The organism is Saprospiraceae bacterium (assembly GCA_016719615.1).
In the GTDB taxonomy this organism is placed as follows: Bacteria; Bacteroidota; Bacteroidia; order Chitinophagales; family Saprospiraceae; genus Vicinibacter.
Genome location: JADJYQ010000005.1, coordinates 340,001 through 358,245 on the forward strand (window position 1 = coordinate 340,001; position 18,245 = coordinate 358,245).

Sequence of the window (18,245 nt, forward strand, 5' to 3'; positions counted from 1 at the left end):
GAGTCGGTCTGTGAAGATTCCGGCCTGGGACAAAATGCAAGTGCTGCTGTTCTGGTTGATGGAATCTGATGGGAGTAAGGTGACCTGTTCGATGACCAGGCTGTCGCAACCTGACTGGTTGATGAGTTTTCTTTGAAAAACACCCGACTGCATCGGATCACAGGTTTGATTTTGCAATAGAGTGGTATCCAATTTTAAAGGGAAGTGTGAAGTGATGACCAAACTGTCACAACTATTGCTTTGATAAACCAGGGTATCTGTATACGGCAGCGCCAGTCCGCATTCAAAGCTGTTTTGAAAATGGGTTTGAACCGTACTCAATAAGGTATGGGTAATGACCGAACTGTCGCAACCAAACACATTTTTTAAAATCTGAGTTTGAATTCCAACTTTCGTTGAATCACAAGTCGAAAGTTGTAAAAACGTGGTATCCGTTTTGAGTGGGATGTATTCGGTAATGACGCTAGAGTCGCAGAATTGGCCCTGGAAAAACATGGTATCCACGCGATAAGCGGGAAAATGGCAATCGAAAACTTGTAATAAAGTAATCGGACTAGATTTCCAATCGGTATGTGTAAACACGATACTGTCGCAACCACTAACGTTCGTTAGTATCAGGGTATCAAATCCTGCCAATAAAGTATCACAGGTAAAATTCTGAATATATAGGGAATCGGGAAATAGTTTTATTTTTTCAGAGATGACAATGCTGTCGCAGCCATTGGAAGTAAAATAAGCCGTATCCAAACGATTGGCTGTAAAATTGCAAGAGTATTCAATTATTCTAAAGGTATCACTGCCGGTTCTGTATGTAAACGTGGCGGAACTACTATCTGTGTTTCCGCAGCGGTCTTTGGCATAGACTGTCAATCGCATTGGATTTTGATTGAAGTCGCCATTGAAATTATGGCTAAGTATAACAGTATCGCAATCCCCGGTTGTTTTTGCAAATGCAAAAGAATCGATCCACATTTTTAAAGAATCCCTTGCAGCTGGTACACAGATTAGATTTTTGTTTTGCGCAGATACAATAAATCTCGGCGTACTTGTATCTCTGACATAAAAAAGTGCATAGGTGCTTGCCTCATTTCCACAGTGATCTTTGGCAAAGAACTCCACTATAACCGAATCGCAAGTGGCTTCAGGGTTTTTATCTATACTCGTTCGCCAGGTAACGGGCCCGCAGGCATCAACTGCAACCGCGCCTCCATTTATTTTGATCCAGTCGTTGAATTCCTTATTGATGTTTTGATCACAATAAATTATTTTATTGGCAGGGTTTAGGTTAAATTGAGGTGCATTTTTATCAATGACATCTATGATCTGTTCTTCAATAGTGATATTTCCACACGCATCTTTTACTTCCCAACTTCTCGTGATTTTTTGGGTGCAAGGATCGATCATTTGCGAAACTTCCTTAAAACTTACTTTTGGATTTGCATCACAGTTGTCGCTTAACACAATTGTGGGTGCTTTGGGCACATCCTTTGTACATTCTACTTCAAGATCATCTAAAGCAGTTAATATTTCTGGACCTTCAAGATCTTCAGGACACTCAAATATCTGAATGTCGTCTATCAACATTCCACAACAGGGACTTGAGCCGCTTCCAAAAAATTCCATAGTGGCTACCGGCCCATTTGCCGTAAACTCATACATCGCTTGTAGCCAATTTACATTTCCCGGATTGCTTGCATTCCAATTTACATTCAACAAATTGCCTATTCGCAAAGAAGCACTGACATTGCCGCCTCCAATATGTATGGCATACCAAAAGCTAATGGTATATTTATTTCCTGCAGTGAGTCCTGTCAATGTATAAGCGGCAGATCCCTGACTGAATCCATGCAAATCCATATGTTGCGTCGAACCATTTGGATTGCCATCGCCTAAATTTAAATGTGCGGGATCGTGAATACTCACTGATCCGGATGTAATGGTCCATCCGGCATATACTTCTCCGGCACTGTAATCGATCCATCCACCGGGAGGAGCGGTAGGCGGAGACTCAAAATCTAGATTGCTGAAAAATAGTTCTGTGGGAACTCCACAACAACAATTGATACTGTTTCCCTGGTAAGAAAAATTGGCAAAACTGCTATCCACATGGCCACAATCATCTTCAGCATAAAACCATAAGCCCAGTGGATTAGTCGTAGAATCTCCATTAAAATCTGTCCTGATTTTTACGGAATCACAACCCCCTGAAACTTTTGAATATCCATTCTGTAATAACCACTCTTTGAGTGAATCTCTTGGGTTGTTTATATTTCCGTAAATTTTATCAACGGGTTCAATAATGAAATTTGGAGCAATAGTGTCGCGTACGATAAATTGTGCGTAAGCGGAACTTTCATTTCCGCAAACATCACTTGTTATAAATTCAACTATTAAAGTGTCACAAACATTTTTTGGCAATCGGTCGTAATTTATTCTCCAATTTAAAATTCCACAGTCTTCAGTTGCCTGGGCATATCCATTTTTCTGAATCCAATGATTAAATTCTTTGACTACATCTTCTATGCAATTTACAAATTTGTCTTCCGGCAATTTGATTAAATCCGGTGGATCTATATCATTGATCTTGATGATTTGATGAAGCTGTGTAGAATTATTGCAATCATCTGTGATGGTCCAGTTGCGGGTTAATGTTTTATTGCAGGGATCGTTTCCATCAGTGGTTTCTTCTAAAACTATGGTGGGATTGAGATCGCAATCATCCGAAATTTGAAGCTGCGGACGTGTTGGTATGAGTTTTTCACATTCGATTTCTAAATCTGTAGGAGGATTTAAAACAACAGGTGCTGTTTGATCAGCCGGGCATTCAAAAATTTTAATATCATCCAGCAACATCCCAATGTCATAGGTTGGGGAACTGGCTCCCGTATCTGTAAACTCCAGAGAAGCAGAATTGGAAAGCGCTTTAAAAGAATACGTTTTTTTAAGCCAGATTGCATTTCCAACATTATTGGCGGTCCAATTTACATTCAACCATGCTCCATTCGCAATGCTTAAATTAGCTGAATAATTTCCAATGCCATTATAGGTAGCATACCAAAATTCGATATAATAAGTATTTCCAGGAGTCAAGCCGGTAAGTTGATATTGTAAAGTGCCGGCCAGATGTCCATTGGGCGCTGAACCAAAAAGATCAACAAAGTAACTGGCACCATTAGGGTTGCCATATGCTAGTCCGCCACAATAATTAGGATCTCCATGATCGATGATTCCATTGGATACAGTCCAGGGGCCTAGTGGACTTACTGCGAAATAATAAAAATAACCTGCCGGCGGTGGAAATGGATCTACTTCGAAATCCAGTCCTGAAAAATTCAACTCAGTGGGAGAGCCACAACAGCAGTTTATTTGAGCATTTATCTCATTCAAAGTTGTCGTTAGCAATAACAAACATTGAATCCATATGTATTTGATTCCTGAAATCAAAATAAATTTTCGAATGTTCATCGGATCAAATTCAATTCACCTTGTAAAATAAATGGAGTTTCATTTTGATTCACTTTTGCATAAAAAATATAAACACCCGGAATCATTTTTTCTCCTCTAAAACTTCCGTCCCAGCCTTTTGAAGGATCGTTAACAGCAATATGATTTGTTACAAAGAGCAATTCTCCCCATCTATTGTAAACTAACATTTGTTCGACGATAGCACCATCCTCTCCGTGGATATAAAAATAATCATTAATGTTATCGCCATTGGGAGAGAAAACATTGGGTGCAAAAACATTGCCGGTTCTCAGAACTTTAATAAAAACGGAATCCAGACTGTTACAGCCTCTATCATCAATAGCCAGACTATAGACCCAAACATCCTGATCGGCGATAAAATCGTAATCAGCACAATTTACACAAGCATTCGGATGATTGGGCTGCCAAATGATTTGTTGAAGATTTTTATTGGTTTGTAAATTTATTTTGACGGGACTGCCCTTTTTTGCGGTTTGATCTGCACCTAAATCCGTCACCAAAGCTGTCGGATTGAATAATTCAAATTGCACAGTTTGCGAAATACAACCCATCAGATCGCGGATATAAACAGAATAGTTTCCTTCAGATAAATGATCCAGGGTGGGGTTCCCTGATTGTAAGTTCCCATTTAAATATATTTCGAATGGTCTGGTGAAATCGCCAGTATTGAGTATGTGAAAGGCTCCATCATCTGCACCGAAACAGCGAATGGAATCGAGCGTCCACAATAAATTGATCGGGAGGAAAGTACTTGAAATATAAACCAGGGAATCACAACCAACGCTATTGCGTAAGGCGAGTGTATCCAAACCTGCTAATTGGGGATTGCAGGTCGTGGTGTTTATATGTGAGGTATCGGAAGGAATAAAGGTAGTATGGATAAAAACCAAACTATCACATCCTGCACGATTCGTTAAACGCAGCGTATCAAAACCTGATTGTGAATAAATACAAGTGGACAGTTGAATGTCGATGGTATCAGAAGCCGAGAGTTGAATGGCACGAAATACAATACTGTCGCAAGTGGAAGTTTGATAAATCAAAGTGTCGTTGCGAACCGACAAAGGATCACAGGTGAAAGCCTGAATGACCGCGGTGTCAGAGGGAATAAACTGGACAAAACGCCTGACAATGCTGTCGCAACCGAATTTGTTTTTAAGTCGGTCTGTAAAAATTCCGGCCTGGGACAAAATGCAAGTGCTGCTGTTCTGGTTGATGGAATCTGATGGGAGTAAGGTGACCTGTTCGATGACCAGGCTGTCGCAACCTGACTGGTTGATGAGTTTTCTTTGAAAAACACCCGACTGCATCGGATCACAGGTTTGATTTTGCAATAGAGTGGTATCTAATTTTAAAGGAAAGTGTGAAGTGATGACCAAACTGTCACAACTATTGCTTTGATAAACCAGGGTATCTGTATACGGCAGCGCCAGTCCGCATTCAAAGCTGTTTTGAAAATGGGTTTGAACCGTACTCAATAAGGAATGGGTAATGACCGAACTGTCGCAACCGAACACATTTTTTAAAATCTGTGTTTGAATTCCAGCTTTCGTTGAATCACAAGTCGAAAGTTGTAAAAACGTGGTATCCGTTTTGAGTGGGATGTATTCGGTAATGACGCTAGAGTCGCAGAATTGGCCCTGGAAAAACATGGTATCCACGCGATAAGCGGGAAAATGGCAATCGAAAACTTGTAATAAAGTAATCGGACTAGATTTCCAATCGGTATGCGTAAACACGATACTGTCGCAACCACTAACGTTCGTTAGTATCAGGGTATCAAATCCTGCCAATAAAGTATCACAGGTAAAATTCTGAATATATAGGGAATCGGGAAATAGTTTTATTTTTTCAGAGATGACAATACTGTCGCAGCCATTGGAAGTAAAATAAGCCGTATCCAAACGATTGGCTGTAAAATTGCAAGAGTATTCAATTATTCTAAAGGTATCACTGGCGGTTCGAAATGTAAAACTTGCAGTACTGCTGTCAACATTCCCGCAACGGTCTTTGGCATAAAAGGTAACGACGATTGGATTCTTACTTGAATCTTTGTCAAAGTTGTGACTTAGAAAAAAGGTATCACAGTTGGTAGAGACTTTTGAAAAAGCATAATTGTTTAACCAATTCCGCAAAGAATCATTTTTTCCAGATATACAACTGAAGTTTTTGGATTGTGCCTGGACGAAAAATTTGGGTGCCGTCGTATCGATAACATAAAATGTGGCATATTCTGAAATTTCGAGTCCGCAGGGACTTACTGCAATGAATTCGGTAAGTATGGTATCACAATATTTATGAGGAAGGCGGTCATAACTGTTGCGCCAACTAAGTGGACCACAGTCATCTTGTGCATTTGCGTTTCCATTCTTTTTTAGCCAGTCATTGAATTCTTTGAGCACATCCTGTTCGCATTTTACAAATTTGTCTTCTGGCAATTTCGTAAAAGCGGGTGGTGTTTGATCGATAATATCTATAATTTGAGTAATGATGGTTTCATTGTCGCACACATCTTTTACTTTCCATTCTCTCGTTATCTTTTTAGTACAAGGGTCGATGTTTTCTTTTGTTTCTTTTAAAGTGATTACCGGATTAGGATCGCAATTATCACTAATGAGTAAAGTAGGTGCTTTGGGAACCTGATTTTCACATTCGAACATGAGATCGACCGGAGGATTGAGTACCTCCGGTTTTTCCAGATCACCGGGACATTCAAAAATCTTGATATCATCTACGAGAGTGCCTGCAAAAACCATCGGACCAGTACTGCTAAATTCCATTGTTGTGGATGCTGCCTGTGCTGTAAACTCATACATTTCTTTTCTCCAGGCAACAGCACCGGAAACAGAAACGATCCAGTTGACATTGAGCCAGGCTCCGCCGCCAACTCTTAAAAACCCTGTAGAAGAGAATCCACCACCATTTTGTGCGGTCCAGAACTCGATGCGGTATTGGTTACCGGGAGTCAAGCCGAATAAGTTATAGGAAATAGCACCCAGACCTGGTGAACCATGTAAATCAATAAAAAACGTCGCACCATTGGGGTTACCGGCGCCAAGATTGCCAACCCCGGCATCACAATGATCAATGGTAGCCTGGGTTACCGTCCAACCTCCAAAATTTGTTCCTGTGCCATATGTAAAAAAGGTTCCCGGCCCTGGCAGCGGGGCGGATTCAAAATCGAGGTTAGGAAAAAAGATTTCTACAAATTGGCCGCAACAGCAGCTTGCTTTGTTGTTCTCCGGGACTAAATGGCGGACATGTTCGCGTTGTGCTGTACAAATGGCAGCAAGGGTCCAAAAAAGTCCCAAAAGAGTTGAAATTCGCATGGACATATTCTTTAGAGAGGGGCTTAAAGTTAATCCAATTTTCAGGGAAAATGTTTTGTTATTGTACAATTTATCTACTTTTTGTTTGAATAGTGAGGTGAAATTCTTATTTTTGGTAGGAATATTAAAAAAATGGTATATGAAATATTTAAGTATAATTCTCATTTTAGTTTTTGTCGGGTCTCTCATTGGCCAAAATCAGGAGTTCAAATTAGATTTTAAACTACGCTTTGAAAATCAGAAAATTTATTGTGATGTCATACCTACAGAAAATTATGAGGTAGCAACATTGCAATTTGGAATACATCACAATTCCGAGTTTGTCGAATTTGATACCCTGACTTCCGATATTATCTTGGATGTGGGCAGAAAAATATTCAACGAAATTTGTCCGCGAAATGTCAGAATTGTTTGGATAAATAAGAGCCTTGAAAATGTGAAACTTCAAAAAAATGTTCCTTTTCTGACCTTGGAATATCGTGAATTATTTCCAACGGATCATTTTATTTGCCTGATGCCTTCTGCTCATCCGAGTTGTACAACCATGGTCCGGGAAGTTTTATACGATATTAACAACACTATTAAATATTATTCAATTCCGGATGCCTGTATTGAGTATAGAATTAAAGACGGAATCATTATTGTTGCAAGCGAGGAACAGAAAAATGAAATCAATTTTAATTTGGTTTATAATGGATCTGAACAAGCATTGCGTATACTTGGCAGTGTGAATGAAATGTTGCCGATCAAACTTATGGTATTTGATTTATTAGGACATACCATCTTTGATCGAATGATATCAAATGTGAATGATCCCATTTCGATACCTCAAATTAAATCCGGACTATATACTTATATCTTACAAAATAATACCATGCAGCAACATTCTGGAGTCATTCCGATTTTTTGTAATAAATAATGGCTGGTGTTGACATAGGCCTTTATTAATCCTGAAATGTATCATTACAATCTACAGTATATTCTATATCTATATTTTTGAATTAGATAACAATTTGCAAGGAACAAGCATTTGACTTTTCTAAATTACTTATCCCCAAATAAAGTTTTGTAATTGTAAATTGCCATTTTTACATGGCAATTAGTATTACATTTGTAGAATATATAGTATCCTTTGTCAATTATTGCAAAAAATAGAGAAGCTGAAATACTTAAGGGCATCCTTGCCAGGGATCATGATGCTTTTGATGAACTTTACAATGCGAGTAGTGCGTTATTGTATGGACTTATCCTAAAAATAGTAAGGAAGCAGGAAATAGCAGAGGATTGTTTACAGGAATGTTTCATTAAAATCTGGAACAACATTCACCAGTTTGATCCTAATAAAGGTAGTTTATTGATCTGGATGGCACAAATCGCTAGGAATATTGCACTAGACACTTTTCGAAATAAAGTCAATAACAACATCCAAAATTTGGAATCTGTCGTAAACATTGAAAGCAATAAATTTGTGGAGTATAATCCTTCGACGATAGGTGTTAAAGATTTTGTGCAAAGCCTCAAACCAGATTACAGAGAGGTTATTGAATTATTATACTATAAAGGTCTTACACAAGATGAAGCGGCGAAACATCTCAATATGCCATTAGGAACGCTGAAAACAAGAGCGAGAAATGCAATTTTAGAACTAAAAAATATATTTAAAGCTTAATGGACTTAAAGGCTTATATAGAATCCGGAATACTTGAACAATATGTCTTGCAATCCTTAGGCGAACAGGAAAGGAAGGAAGTAGAATGTATGTCTCATATTTATCCGGAAATCAAAACAGCATTAAATGAAATAGCTCTTTCTTTTGAAAATTATTTGGACATTCAAAAAGTTGAGCCACCTTCACATTTAAAAGACAAGATCAAATCCAAATTATCAAAAGAGCCCATAAAGGAATTTTCCGTTCTTGTTAAACAGACAGATGCCTTTCAATCAGGCAAAGTAATTTCATTTTCGGGAGTTAAAAATTGGGCTTTAGCTGCAAGCCTGATCACTGCCTTTGCAGCAGTTGCATTGTATTTCAATGAACGGACTACCGCATTTACTCATAAAGAGGAACTGGTATCTGTAAATCACAAACTAAACAATCAAGAAGAACAATTAGCACAGTTTGAAAAAAAATGGACTACATGGAACAATCCGCAATCAAGGATCATTTTATTAAATGGATTGCCTCAGAAAGCATCGGGTAGTTCGGTAGCGGTTTTGTGGGATTCGCTCCAGCAGACTGTATTTCTCGATTTGGTTCATTTGCCTTCAGCACCCCAGGGAAAACAGTATCAGTTGTGGGCCATTAAAGAGGGCAGTCCAGTCGATTTGGGTGTATTCGATATTCCTTCTAAAACATCCATGCAACCCATTGCCATGAATTCGATTGATAAAGCAGAAGCTTTTGCGATTACTTTGGAAAAAACAGGTGGTAGTGCTGCTCCAACTTTGGAAGAAATGTACGCTTTGGGAAAGGTATCAAATCCTTAGTAAGTTCTGCACAGTCATCGAAATTTCTGTTTATCAATGCATCACAATTTCATGAATATCAAATGATGTGCACCCAATGCGGACTGAAAGTATACAAAATACAAACCAGCAGCTAAATCGCTGATATCAACATTAATTTCTTTGCGTTCTTCTTTCACGAGAACGTTTTTCAAAATAGTCCGTCCATGTATGTCTCTTATGCTTGCAAGAAATTCACCGGTAACGGGATCCGGAAATAACAAATGAAGTTGGTTCGTAGCAGGATTTGGATAAGCGAGCAAATGCAGTCTGTCGTATTGAGTACCATGAGAAACAATCACGTTTATGCAAACAGAAGTATCTACACATGGAGGAGTATTTAAGATTACCGCATAGTTCCCATTTTTATCAGCTGTGTAGGTTTTTTGAGTCGCACCGGGAATAATCATAAAATGCTCATCGCAGTCGACCCATTGGTAAGTGGCTACACTGTCCAATGCGATTAAGGTATTTCCCAATTTGGTGATATTGGTATCCAGAGAAATTATATTCAGATTGAGTTCGATGAGACTATCACAGCCCTGGCGGTTTCTCAATTTTATAAAATACTTACCTCCTTCCGTGTAAACTTTATCATTAAATCCAAATTTTCTGCAAGCGTTTATCTGAATAAGCGTATCGCTACTTTTGCGAATGTTCAGATTCAAAGTAACCACACTGTCACAACCATGAGCAACCTGAAAATGATTCACAATTGTTGAATTTTCGCGGTAAACGATGCCTTGCCAGTTAAAACTATCACAAACAGACAGGGTTTGCAAACTGTGAATGGTATCAACAACTGTTAGTTCGAGTAAGGTGATCAGGCTATCGCAATTTTTTTGATTGCGAAGGATGTGTGTATAATGTCCCTGAAGGGTCAACATGGTATCAAAGAAAGGATATTTACTGCCCTTGCAGATAGAAGCAGAGATACTTTCAGTTTTCGGAAGCTCTGTAGTGTGAAAAACATTGTCTGCATAATCACATTCTAAAGATGAAAAATCTTTAGGATCAAATGCGCCAATGCTATCGCGTTTGGTATTGACCACCATGTACAAGTCCTGTATTTGTGAGACTTTAAACTTAAACTCCTGCTGCAGCAAGCGATCACCAGGATTTAATTGCGAAGGTGTATAAAAAATACCCAGCAAATTACCGCCAGTTGTAGGGTCACTATTGTAAAATGAAACCGGCAATGCACTATCTGCTCTGGCAGACGCATTAGTGTGGTTAAAAACATTGAATGACACGGTGTATTCCTCCGCTATCTGATCGTAGTTAATGCAAGCAATCTCTCCCCACAAACTTGCAGCGCTTACTTTATACATGCCGTTGCTGTCGAGTAAAGATTCCTGCTGCAAAAAATTGTTGTACTTGCCATTTTTATAACTGACCTGATTTTTTGGCACCCTGGGCACGGTGAGATCGTCGTTGATGTATAGCGGATTGTAGGCGTATTGATTCCAAACAGCTCTTGCAGGGGCCCAACCCGCAAGGCTATCTGGAGAGCCGAAGGCGGTGAGGTAGCCTCGTGTAATATTCTGTGGCCAGGGTCCAATACCACCACAGACAGTGCAAATTTGAGCTTTTCCGGAATTATCGATATCTGCAATAATGGGGTATTCTCCATATGTCCCTGCTATACATCTTAAACTATCAATGATTTGTGGCGGATTCACACTGCCATCTATGATCAGTAAATTAAAATGATCCCGATAAATAATTTCCTGGATACCATCACCATTTAAATCAAAGGTTGTAATGCCCATCGTAGCTAAAGTATCCATTACTTTAAAGGACCATCTGAGAATGAACTTATTGGTTCCGTCATATTCAAAATTGTGTAGTGAATTATATTTACTCACTAAAATATTTGGAATGCCATTACTATCAATATCAGAAATACTTGGACAACCATTGTGTTCGTCTTTACCGGGAATATAATTCTGCGCAATTAGATTTGGAGTGCCGTTAACCAGCGTATATGCATACACTTTGGAATTAATATCATTAGCAGCGTAGGAAACTATGACGTCTAATTGCCCATCACCATTAATATCGGCTACAGCTGTAGTTCCATCAAGAAATCTATTTTCTACTTTTATATTGATAGGTATCATTTGGTTCCCTGTTTTTCCATTTGGATTCAATATGATTACTTTGTAGATAGTATAACCTGCAGCCAATTCCAGGTCATTTAGGTCACTATCGAGTTGTGCAGCTACAGATATTGATATTGGATTTATATAATTTTTACTAAATGTAGCTCCCATGCCATTCATGCCACCTTCTACCAGTAATTTGCCGGTTTGACCATTAAAGATCCGGTTATTGCAATAGACCTCCATCATGCCATCTTGATTAAAATCTGCAACTCCAAAACATGAAGTAACTGGTAGATTATTATTGTATAAATATTCATCTGAAACCCATTTCAGTTTCCCTAAATAGTCATAGCACATTAAATGATATCTATATTGAAAAGTTCCATAAGTTGTAGAAACAACTATGTCATTTGTACCGTCATTGTCTACATCTGCAATCACAGGTGTAAGTTCAGGAGCAAAGCCCCCACAATCAAATTTCATTTTCAAAGTACCATCTCTTCCGTCATAGATATGCACTCTTGGTGTATCAAGAGTAGAACCATCTTGTGAATTAAATCCCCTTAACAATATTTCAGGAATACAATCCCTATTTAGTTTCGCAACTAGTGGGGTTTGGCCAGTGTAAGCTATTTCCTTAGTTTCCCATTTTTTTTCAAGGACTATCTGGGGTTTAATATATTGTTTTAGAACATAACATTTAGTTGAATCTTCTTTAAGAGTATTACAATGATCATTTTGACCTAAGATAAAAAGAGGAATGCAAATCAATAAAATGGTATATGAAGTAATTTTATGTGCTTTCATGATTAGGATGAATATGTAATGAGAAAAGGATGAATGCATTTAAAGCATTCATCCTATTAAAAAAAAGATTTACATCTTAATAAACTTTAAACTGGAACTTGTACCGTTCGAATTATAATATCTTAACAGATACAAGCCTTTGGGCAATGATATTTTTAACTGATGTTCAGGTCCAATAAATTTTCCAGCATATATGCTAATTCCGGAATGACTGATAATTTCAAAATCTGTTTTTTCCAGACTTGATCGAATTAACCATTCATCAGAAATGACAGGATTTGGTATGATTTTAAGTTCTTTGCCATTATTCAGGATCGAGCTTTCAATTGCACCGCCAAAATCTTCCCGTGTAATACAGTCTTCTGGTTTGCGAACTTTAAATATTTTGTAACATCCTGTATTCGGACAAACGCAGGTATAGGGAATGACCTCTCCACAGGAATAGATCACAAAATACCTTTCAGCATCATAAAATGGGCCCAACGGATTACTGAACGAACCTTCGACCAGGTTTAAATTACCTGGCGTAAAACTTCGATAGCAAGGATAAGGAGCGTCACTTACATTAAATTCAACTGTATAAGAATAATTACCATTGCCATTATCGATACAATTGACACCAACAAAATAAGCTTCCAGATCGCAGATTTCGTAATTACCATTGTTGCAAGGTTTTGGTGGACAGATGTCCAAAATTGCAGAGCAAGTAGGTTGTATATCTTGACAGTTTACCTTATAATTAATTGTTGGATTTAAACACTCTTGGTTACTCATCTGATTGCCATCGATGGTATAAGTAATGTTAAATTCCCTTTGGCTACCTTCTAATTCGTAACAATCGCCAACAGGAGGAACAGGCCCTGGAATAAAGATATCATAAGACCATGTTCCCGTTGCCGGATTACATTGAATATTGCTGATCTTAACTTTCGAAAGCTCTGAGCAACCTGAACAATAATCAGGGGGGATGATCTGGAAGGTATCGGAGCAACCACCATAAAATAGAGTCAACACCCAGCTGCCTTCCTGAATTAAGAAAGGTCCAAGATTATAAGAGCCATTTCCATATCCATCGGTTTTTAAAAAGTAGCGTCCGGATTCATCTGGGTAAGGATCATCCACCAGTCGTTCCAATCTCCAGTGCCTGTTGTCTGCATTTGAAATGGTAAAACTCACGTAATAATAATCATCTGAAAAAACATTGTTGTTGGGATCATTGCGATTGCATTGGCCAATGACAATATCTACATCTGGAAGTACAAAATCCGAATAGCACAGCTCAACGGCATTAGTAGGTACATCCGGAAGAAAATCGCCGGCCGCATTTTTAAATTTCAGGTAAGCGATGACATCGCGACAAGTTGGGTTTGGACTTTGAAAATCAGTTTTAACAACTCTGAATGAAAATGTTTTGGTAGTTGCGTCTATACTCATTCCGTAAATATTAAAGCCTGGTACAGAAATACTATCGAGTATAGTATATCAATCGATTGTAGGTGGGGTGTACCTTCCTTTTAAGGTAATGGAATCACCATCACAAGATACAATGATATAAGGTTTTTTGTCGAGTGTACCCGAACCATAACTGCTGTTGTCACATTCTTCGCAGATACCGTCGATGTAGACATAGCCAAAATGACCACCTCTTGCACAATCAGCAGCTGTAATTTCGAGAGTAGCTATTTCACCTATTTTGTCATTGGGGATGAGGATACGATGACAGGCCCAATCGGTGTATTTTACAAAATCATTTTCTTGATAACACAAAGAATCATTTGGATTACAACCCGAAATTAGATCTCTTGGCAGTTCTTTAGCTGGAAAACTGATTCCATCAAAGCATAAATCGGCGCTTATACCAAGATCACAGCGAATGCTAAAAAATGGTTGACGATCAACATGTTCATCAGGATTTTCTAATACTGCGGAATACCACACTGTGAAATTTCGATTTTCTTCAGTAACTAGAAATCTTTTTTTTATCCTATTGATATCTGCATAGTGTACACAATTATTCAAGTGGCTACAGTAACTATTTAGAAGTAATGATTTGGATCCAAATACAGTTTGATTAACGCTGACTACCGGATCAATTCCGTTGGACATAATGGCAAATTTATGTGTTGCAGGCATATTTGTTAATGTAAATGTTACTGGCAAATCAAGTTTGGTAGGAGTACATGTACCACTGCCAAAACCAAAAAGAAATTCTGAAAGATATCCATTATAATAACTAAACCCATCCTCAAACCCACCATTATCACAGATCAAAGTATCTTGGCTTTTCGATATTCCAGGCAACAGAATCATAAGCAGGAATAAAGCTAGTTTAACAATATCTACGAAGTGATTCGTAGAATGGGGGGGGGGTAGAATTGAATCTACCAATGCACTCAAACTTTCTCATGGTAGAGGTTTTTAAGGTTAAACAATTTACGAAGTTACTCAATCCCATGATTAAAGTCAATTTTTTAACTAAATAAAAATGAAAAAAGGGCATAGATCCGATCCATGCCCTTTAAAATATTTAATATTTAAATGTCGATTGTCAGCATTGCGTCTGAAATAAATGATAGCCCTGCAAAATGAAAACCATTTTCTGTGAACCCTTTATTAAAGTCTCAATTCATTTTGAATCGACTTCAATTCCTGATGTTCAAAATTTGTGGCGCTTGCAACGATAGCATGCTTTTTAGAGTTTTCAATTTTTGATTGCTTTAAATATATTTTCGATAGCAAAAGATTGACCATAATATTTTGAGGTCTGACTTGATATTCTTTTAATGCCAATTCAAGTGCCTTCTGTGGCTCATTGCCTAAGTCTAAATATAATTGAGCCAGTTCTAAATTCATATTATGTCCCTTATCACTGTCTTCTTTCATCATTTCATAAATGCTTTGTAATGCATTATTGAACTCAATATCCCGATGCTGAGATTTGTAAATCTCCGCAAGTTGAATTTGAAATGAAACTTCAGGAATGATGGAGATTGCCTGTTTTAACAAAGCTTCTGCTTCCTCTTGATTTCCTTTTTGAATTTCTAACATAGCTTTAATTTCAAGGGCAAATGGATATAGAGGTCTCTCACTTAAAATGCGATCCACAACATTTTGTGATTCCTGAAACGCTTGATTATCATATAACAGATGTGCTAAAGTCACCATCGCCCAGGCTCTGTCTTCTGTTCCGGGATAGGATGATTGAATGGCAAGTTTCATGGCATCAATGGCCTCCGGAGTCATACCGTGCAATTCCCTTAAATAGGAAATTCTCGAATAAGACCTGATGTCAGGTCGGATGGATACCATTTTATCGGCATATGTTATAGCTTCTGTATAATTTCCCAACTCCACATTCGCATCTGTGAGGATGCCATAAATGTTGGCGTTATGTGCATTGAGCGCCAATGCTTTCTTACCAATTTGTAATGCATCTTCAAAGTGATGTAAAGAAAGAAAAACACTGGCCTTTCCACTTAAAGACCTGAACGTTTCATCCGTTTCTTTTCCATTCAAAATGGCGAGTGCGCTATCGTATTGTGCCAGTGCCAATGGGTAATAATATGGATGTTCGCCAGTTATTTTAGCTTCATTGCAAAACAATTCAGCTAGTTTGATTCTGGCTTGTACTTCATCCTGTTGATGGATGATTTGATCACGGTATGAGCCGTATTCACTTTGTATGTTTTCCCATTCTTTTCCGTATTGAAGTGCTTCATGGCGGTCTATAAGTTTGGGAAAATCTGTATAAGCTGTTGTCCAATCTTGAGCATTAGATGGATTGGTATCCAGGTTCTGATTGCAGGAGCATAAAATGGAGAGTAATCCAATGAAAATTAAATGTTTCATTTTTGTTTAAATTGAATGCTTGTAATGTTTTAAAAAAAAATGCAAGGACTTTGCATGCTGTGCAAAGTTCTTGCATACAAAATCGTTAATTTATTTTTGTAATTTTAATACTTTGGAGGTAACCTCTGTTTTTTGAAGTTAAACTAATGATGTATTCTCCATTGGTCAAATCTGAAAGATTCAATGGTAAATTATGTTCTCCTGCTTCTAATTCGCGGTCAAATAAAATGCGAACAGGTGCACCTTGAACTGTGAGTATATTTGCAACGAGCTGCTCTTTGGTTTGCAATTGGAGTTTCAAATTTGTAGTTTCTTTAAATGGATTTGGATAATTCATTGCAGCAATGCCTTTCGTACCTAATCCAATAATTCCATTATTCCCTGGATCCTTCAAACCTGTAATAATTTTTCCACCACAGGCTCCATCACCTGACCAGGGTTCTGCCAGATAAGGAAATGTAGATGAAAAAGCAGCATCATTCTTTTCTACACCAGTCGTGTAGCCTAAAACTCCCAGAAGTTGGCTGGTCACAGGCGAATTACCCGGTACGTAATCATCATACCAAAGTCCAATGGCGGCTAATGCTACTCCGGAAACGGCTTGTAATTCAATTCTGGTCACATCATCTTCCAATCTGCGGCCATTAGGAAATCCATCCATATTCGGTATCGCCTGGATATCAGTGTTGGTATTAAATCTTGGATCCAACAATCCCAAAACGGCGGCCTGAATGATACCTAATGTACTAAAATCAGGATCGTTACGCGGTGTTACCGGAGTTGCCATATTTAAGCGAAGCATATCTCCGCCATTCGGAAGAAAATTGTGGATAAATGGTTTACCAACTGCAAGTGGATTTCCATTTTTTCCGGTGGCTAACTGGTAAGGTGGAAAATTTGGAACACCTGTATGGAAAATCGGCCACAAATCAACCGACCGTGCTGCATTTGGTTTTGGTAAAAGTAAAGTTCCGAATATGGCATCATCTAAAGCTGTACCGCTTACTGCAGCGCTTCCTTTCAAACCATATAATCCATTTTTTCCATATCCGAAATCGGCTAGTCCAAGAGAATTTGTCTGAATTCTTAATTTTGAAAATGCTGGAACCGCAGAACCAAAAAGGCGATCATCCATATATAATGCCAGTTCAGGATTGTAAAAGAATTCATCCAAAATAGTATCTGAAATTTCCGCATAAGGGCTCAATCCATTCCAATAATCTTTGTAACCTATGGGAATTACCGCTTCATTTGTCAATGGCATTCCTAATCTTGAAACCTGTACCCAATCTCCGGAATGAATTTCTTTACCTGCACTTAATGTACGTATCGCCGGTCTGCTTGCTGATGCCCATACACCTATGACATAATCAGGATCTAAAATAGTTCGGGGGCGCTAGGTGCTCCTGTTTTTAATAGCATATTTATGGGTACCTGAATGCAAATTGCACTTACATTCAAACATGCAATCCCATCTCTTGCTTTTTCACCTTGTCTTGGTAAGTTGCCTAAATCAAATACACCGCCCAAATCCACAAAGAAAGGATCATCTGTCGGGCCACAAAATATTTTTTCTCCACCACCAGTATTCGTGATGGCATTTCTAAATAAATTGGAGTATGGAGAATTTAAACCAGCAGAACTGGTAATCGAACGAAGTCCGATATAGTTGGGTGGAACATAACCATCTGTTATAATTGTCATGAAACTCACACCACCATCTGTACTTTTTTCAAGTTGATAACTTGCTTTTTGATTTTGTTTGCCTAATCTGATGTTGAAAAATGTAGTTGGATCTTCATTTCTTAATTTAAATGTAAACCTGTAAATAATTTCATCTCCAGGTTTGGTAGCGTCATTGTCAATGTGAATTTCATACCTGACGTTTTCGCCAAATGTATAATAGTTGGGTCCGCCATGTGGAAATTGTAATGGCACATACGTTGCAATGATCGTAATAAAGTCAGGATTGTCAGGACTTCTGAATGCATACAAATCAACATTGTCTGCTAAAGGATCATAGGCGATGAGTGGTGCCTCTCTGTGGCTGGATGCAAATATGTTGCTCCATTGGAATAAAAAAAGCAGAAATAACAAACAAAAATTTTGCTTGATTTTAAGTTTGTAAAATTGTTTTAAAATTTTCATACGAATTTTTTTA

Annotated in this window: 9 protein-coding genes and 1 pseudogene (1 of these 10 cut by a window edge); 3 read left to right on the forward strand and 7 right to left on the reverse strand. The window is 38.1% G+C overall.

Going from position 1 to position 18,245, the window contains the following annotated elements; translation table 11 throughout:
* Positions 1-3,465, reverse strand: partial view of a gliding motility-associated C-terminal domain-containing protein gene (locus IPM92_11070; GenBank protein MBK9108877.1) — the 5' portion only. 1,185 nt of this gene lie to the left of the window's left edge; the window shows 3,465 of its 4,650 coding nt (coding positions 1-3,465); the start codon lies at positions 3,463-3,465; its stop codon lies off the left edge, out of view.
* Positions 3,462-6,815: a gliding motility-associated C-terminal domain-containing protein gene (locus IPM92_11075; protein MBK9108878.1), complete on the reverse strand. Its 3,354-nt coding sequence runs from the start codon at positions 6,813-6,815 to the stop codon at positions 3,462-3,464. Before IPM92_11075 ends, IPM92_11070 begins: the two co-directional genes overlap by 4 nt.
* 139 nt (positions 6,816-6,954) lie before the next feature.
* Here IPM92_11075 and IPM92_11080 point away from each other — a divergent pair, with 139 nt between their 5' ends.
* The 3 genes from IPM92_11080 to IPM92_11090 all read left to right on the forward strand — a co-directional run bounded on the left by IPM92_11080 (position 6,955) and on the right by IPM92_11090 (position 9,302).
* The gene (locus IPM92_11080; GenBank protein ID MBK9108879.1) at positions 6,955-7,734 is read left to right on the forward strand and encodes a hypothetical protein; all 780 of its coding nucleotides are present in this window, start codon (positions 6,955-6,957) and stop codon (positions 7,732-7,734) included.
* Positions 7,735-7,947: 213 nt separating this feature from the next.
* Positions 7,948-8,484 (forward strand): sigma-70 family RNA polymerase sigma factor, encoded by a 537-nt coding sequence (locus IPM92_11085; protein MBK9108880.1) that lies wholly within the window; start codon positions 7,948-7,950, stop codon positions 8,482-8,484.
* Positions 8,484-9,302: an anti-sigma factor gene (locus IPM92_11090; protein ID MBK9108881.1), complete on the forward strand. Its 819-nt coding sequence runs from the start codon at positions 8,484-8,486 to the stop codon at positions 9,300-9,302. The genes IPM92_11085 and IPM92_11090 overlap by 1 nt, the downstream gene beginning before the upstream one ends.
* Positions 9,303-9,343: 41 nt before the next feature.
* On the opposite strand, the gene IPM92_11095 is transcribed toward IPM92_11090, so the two are convergent.
* From IPM92_11095 to IPM92_11115, 5 genes and pseudogenes are all read right to left on the reverse strand, one after another.
* Complete coding sequence (locus tag IPM92_11095; GenBank protein MBK9108882.1) at positions 9,344-12,235, reverse strand: T9SS type A sorting domain-containing protein; 2,892 nt, start codon at positions 12,233-12,235, stop codon at positions 9,344-9,346.
* Between the two features lie 69 nt (positions 12,236-12,304).
* On the reverse strand, positions 12,305-13,669 hold the full coding sequence (locus tag IPM92_11100; protein MBK9108883.1) for a T9SS type A sorting domain-containing protein: 1,365 nt from the start codon (positions 13,667-13,669) through the stop codon (positions 12,305-12,307).
* A 48-nt stretch (positions 13,670-13,717) separates the two neighbouring features.
* Positions 13,718-14,545 carry a hypothetical protein gene (locus IPM92_11105; GenBank protein ID MBK9108884.1) on the reverse strand — a complete coding sequence of 276 codons (828 nt, stop codon included), beginning with the start codon at positions 14,543-14,545 and terminating at the stop codon, positions 13,718-13,720.
* Between the two features lie 303 nt (positions 14,546-14,848).
* A complete protein-coding gene (locus IPM92_11110) occupies positions 14,849-16,084 on the reverse strand; it encodes a tetratricopeptide repeat protein (GenBank protein ID MBK9108885.1) in 1,236 nt (411 codons plus the stop codon).
* An 85-nt stretch (positions 16,085-16,169) separates the two neighbouring features.
* Positions 16,170-18,232 (reverse strand): annotated as a pseudogene (locus IPM92_11115) (DUF4331 domain-containing protein).
* Positions 18,233-18,245 lie beyond the last annotated feature (13 nt).

Coding starts and splice junctions, on each gene's coding strand:
- IPM92_11095 (MBK9108882.1), bottom strand. CDS start 12,235: ATGAAAGCACATAAAATTACTTCATATACCATTTTATTGATTTGCATT.
- IPM92_11100 (MBK9108883.1), bottom strand. CDS start 13,669: ATGAGTATAGACGCAACTACCAAAACATTTTCATTCAGAGTTGTTAAA.
- IPM92_11090 (MBK9108881.1), top strand. CDS start 8,484: ATGGACTTAAAGGCTTATATAGAATCCGGAATACTTGAACAATATGTC.
- IPM92_11075 (MBK9108878.1), bottom strand. CDS start 6,815: ATGCGAATTTCAACTCTTTTGGGACTTTTTTGGACCCTTGCTGCCATT.
- IPM92_11105 (MBK9108884.1), bottom strand. CDS start 14,545: ATGATTCTGTTGCCTGGAATATCGAAAAGCCAAGATACTTTGATCTGT.
- IPM92_11080 (MBK9108879.1), top strand. CDS start 6,955: ATGAAATATTTAAGTATAATTCTCATTTTAGTTTTTGTCGGGTCTCTC.
- IPM92_11110 (MBK9108885.1), bottom strand. CDS start 16,084: ATGAAACATTTAATTTTCATTGGATTACTCTCCATTTTATGCTCCTGC.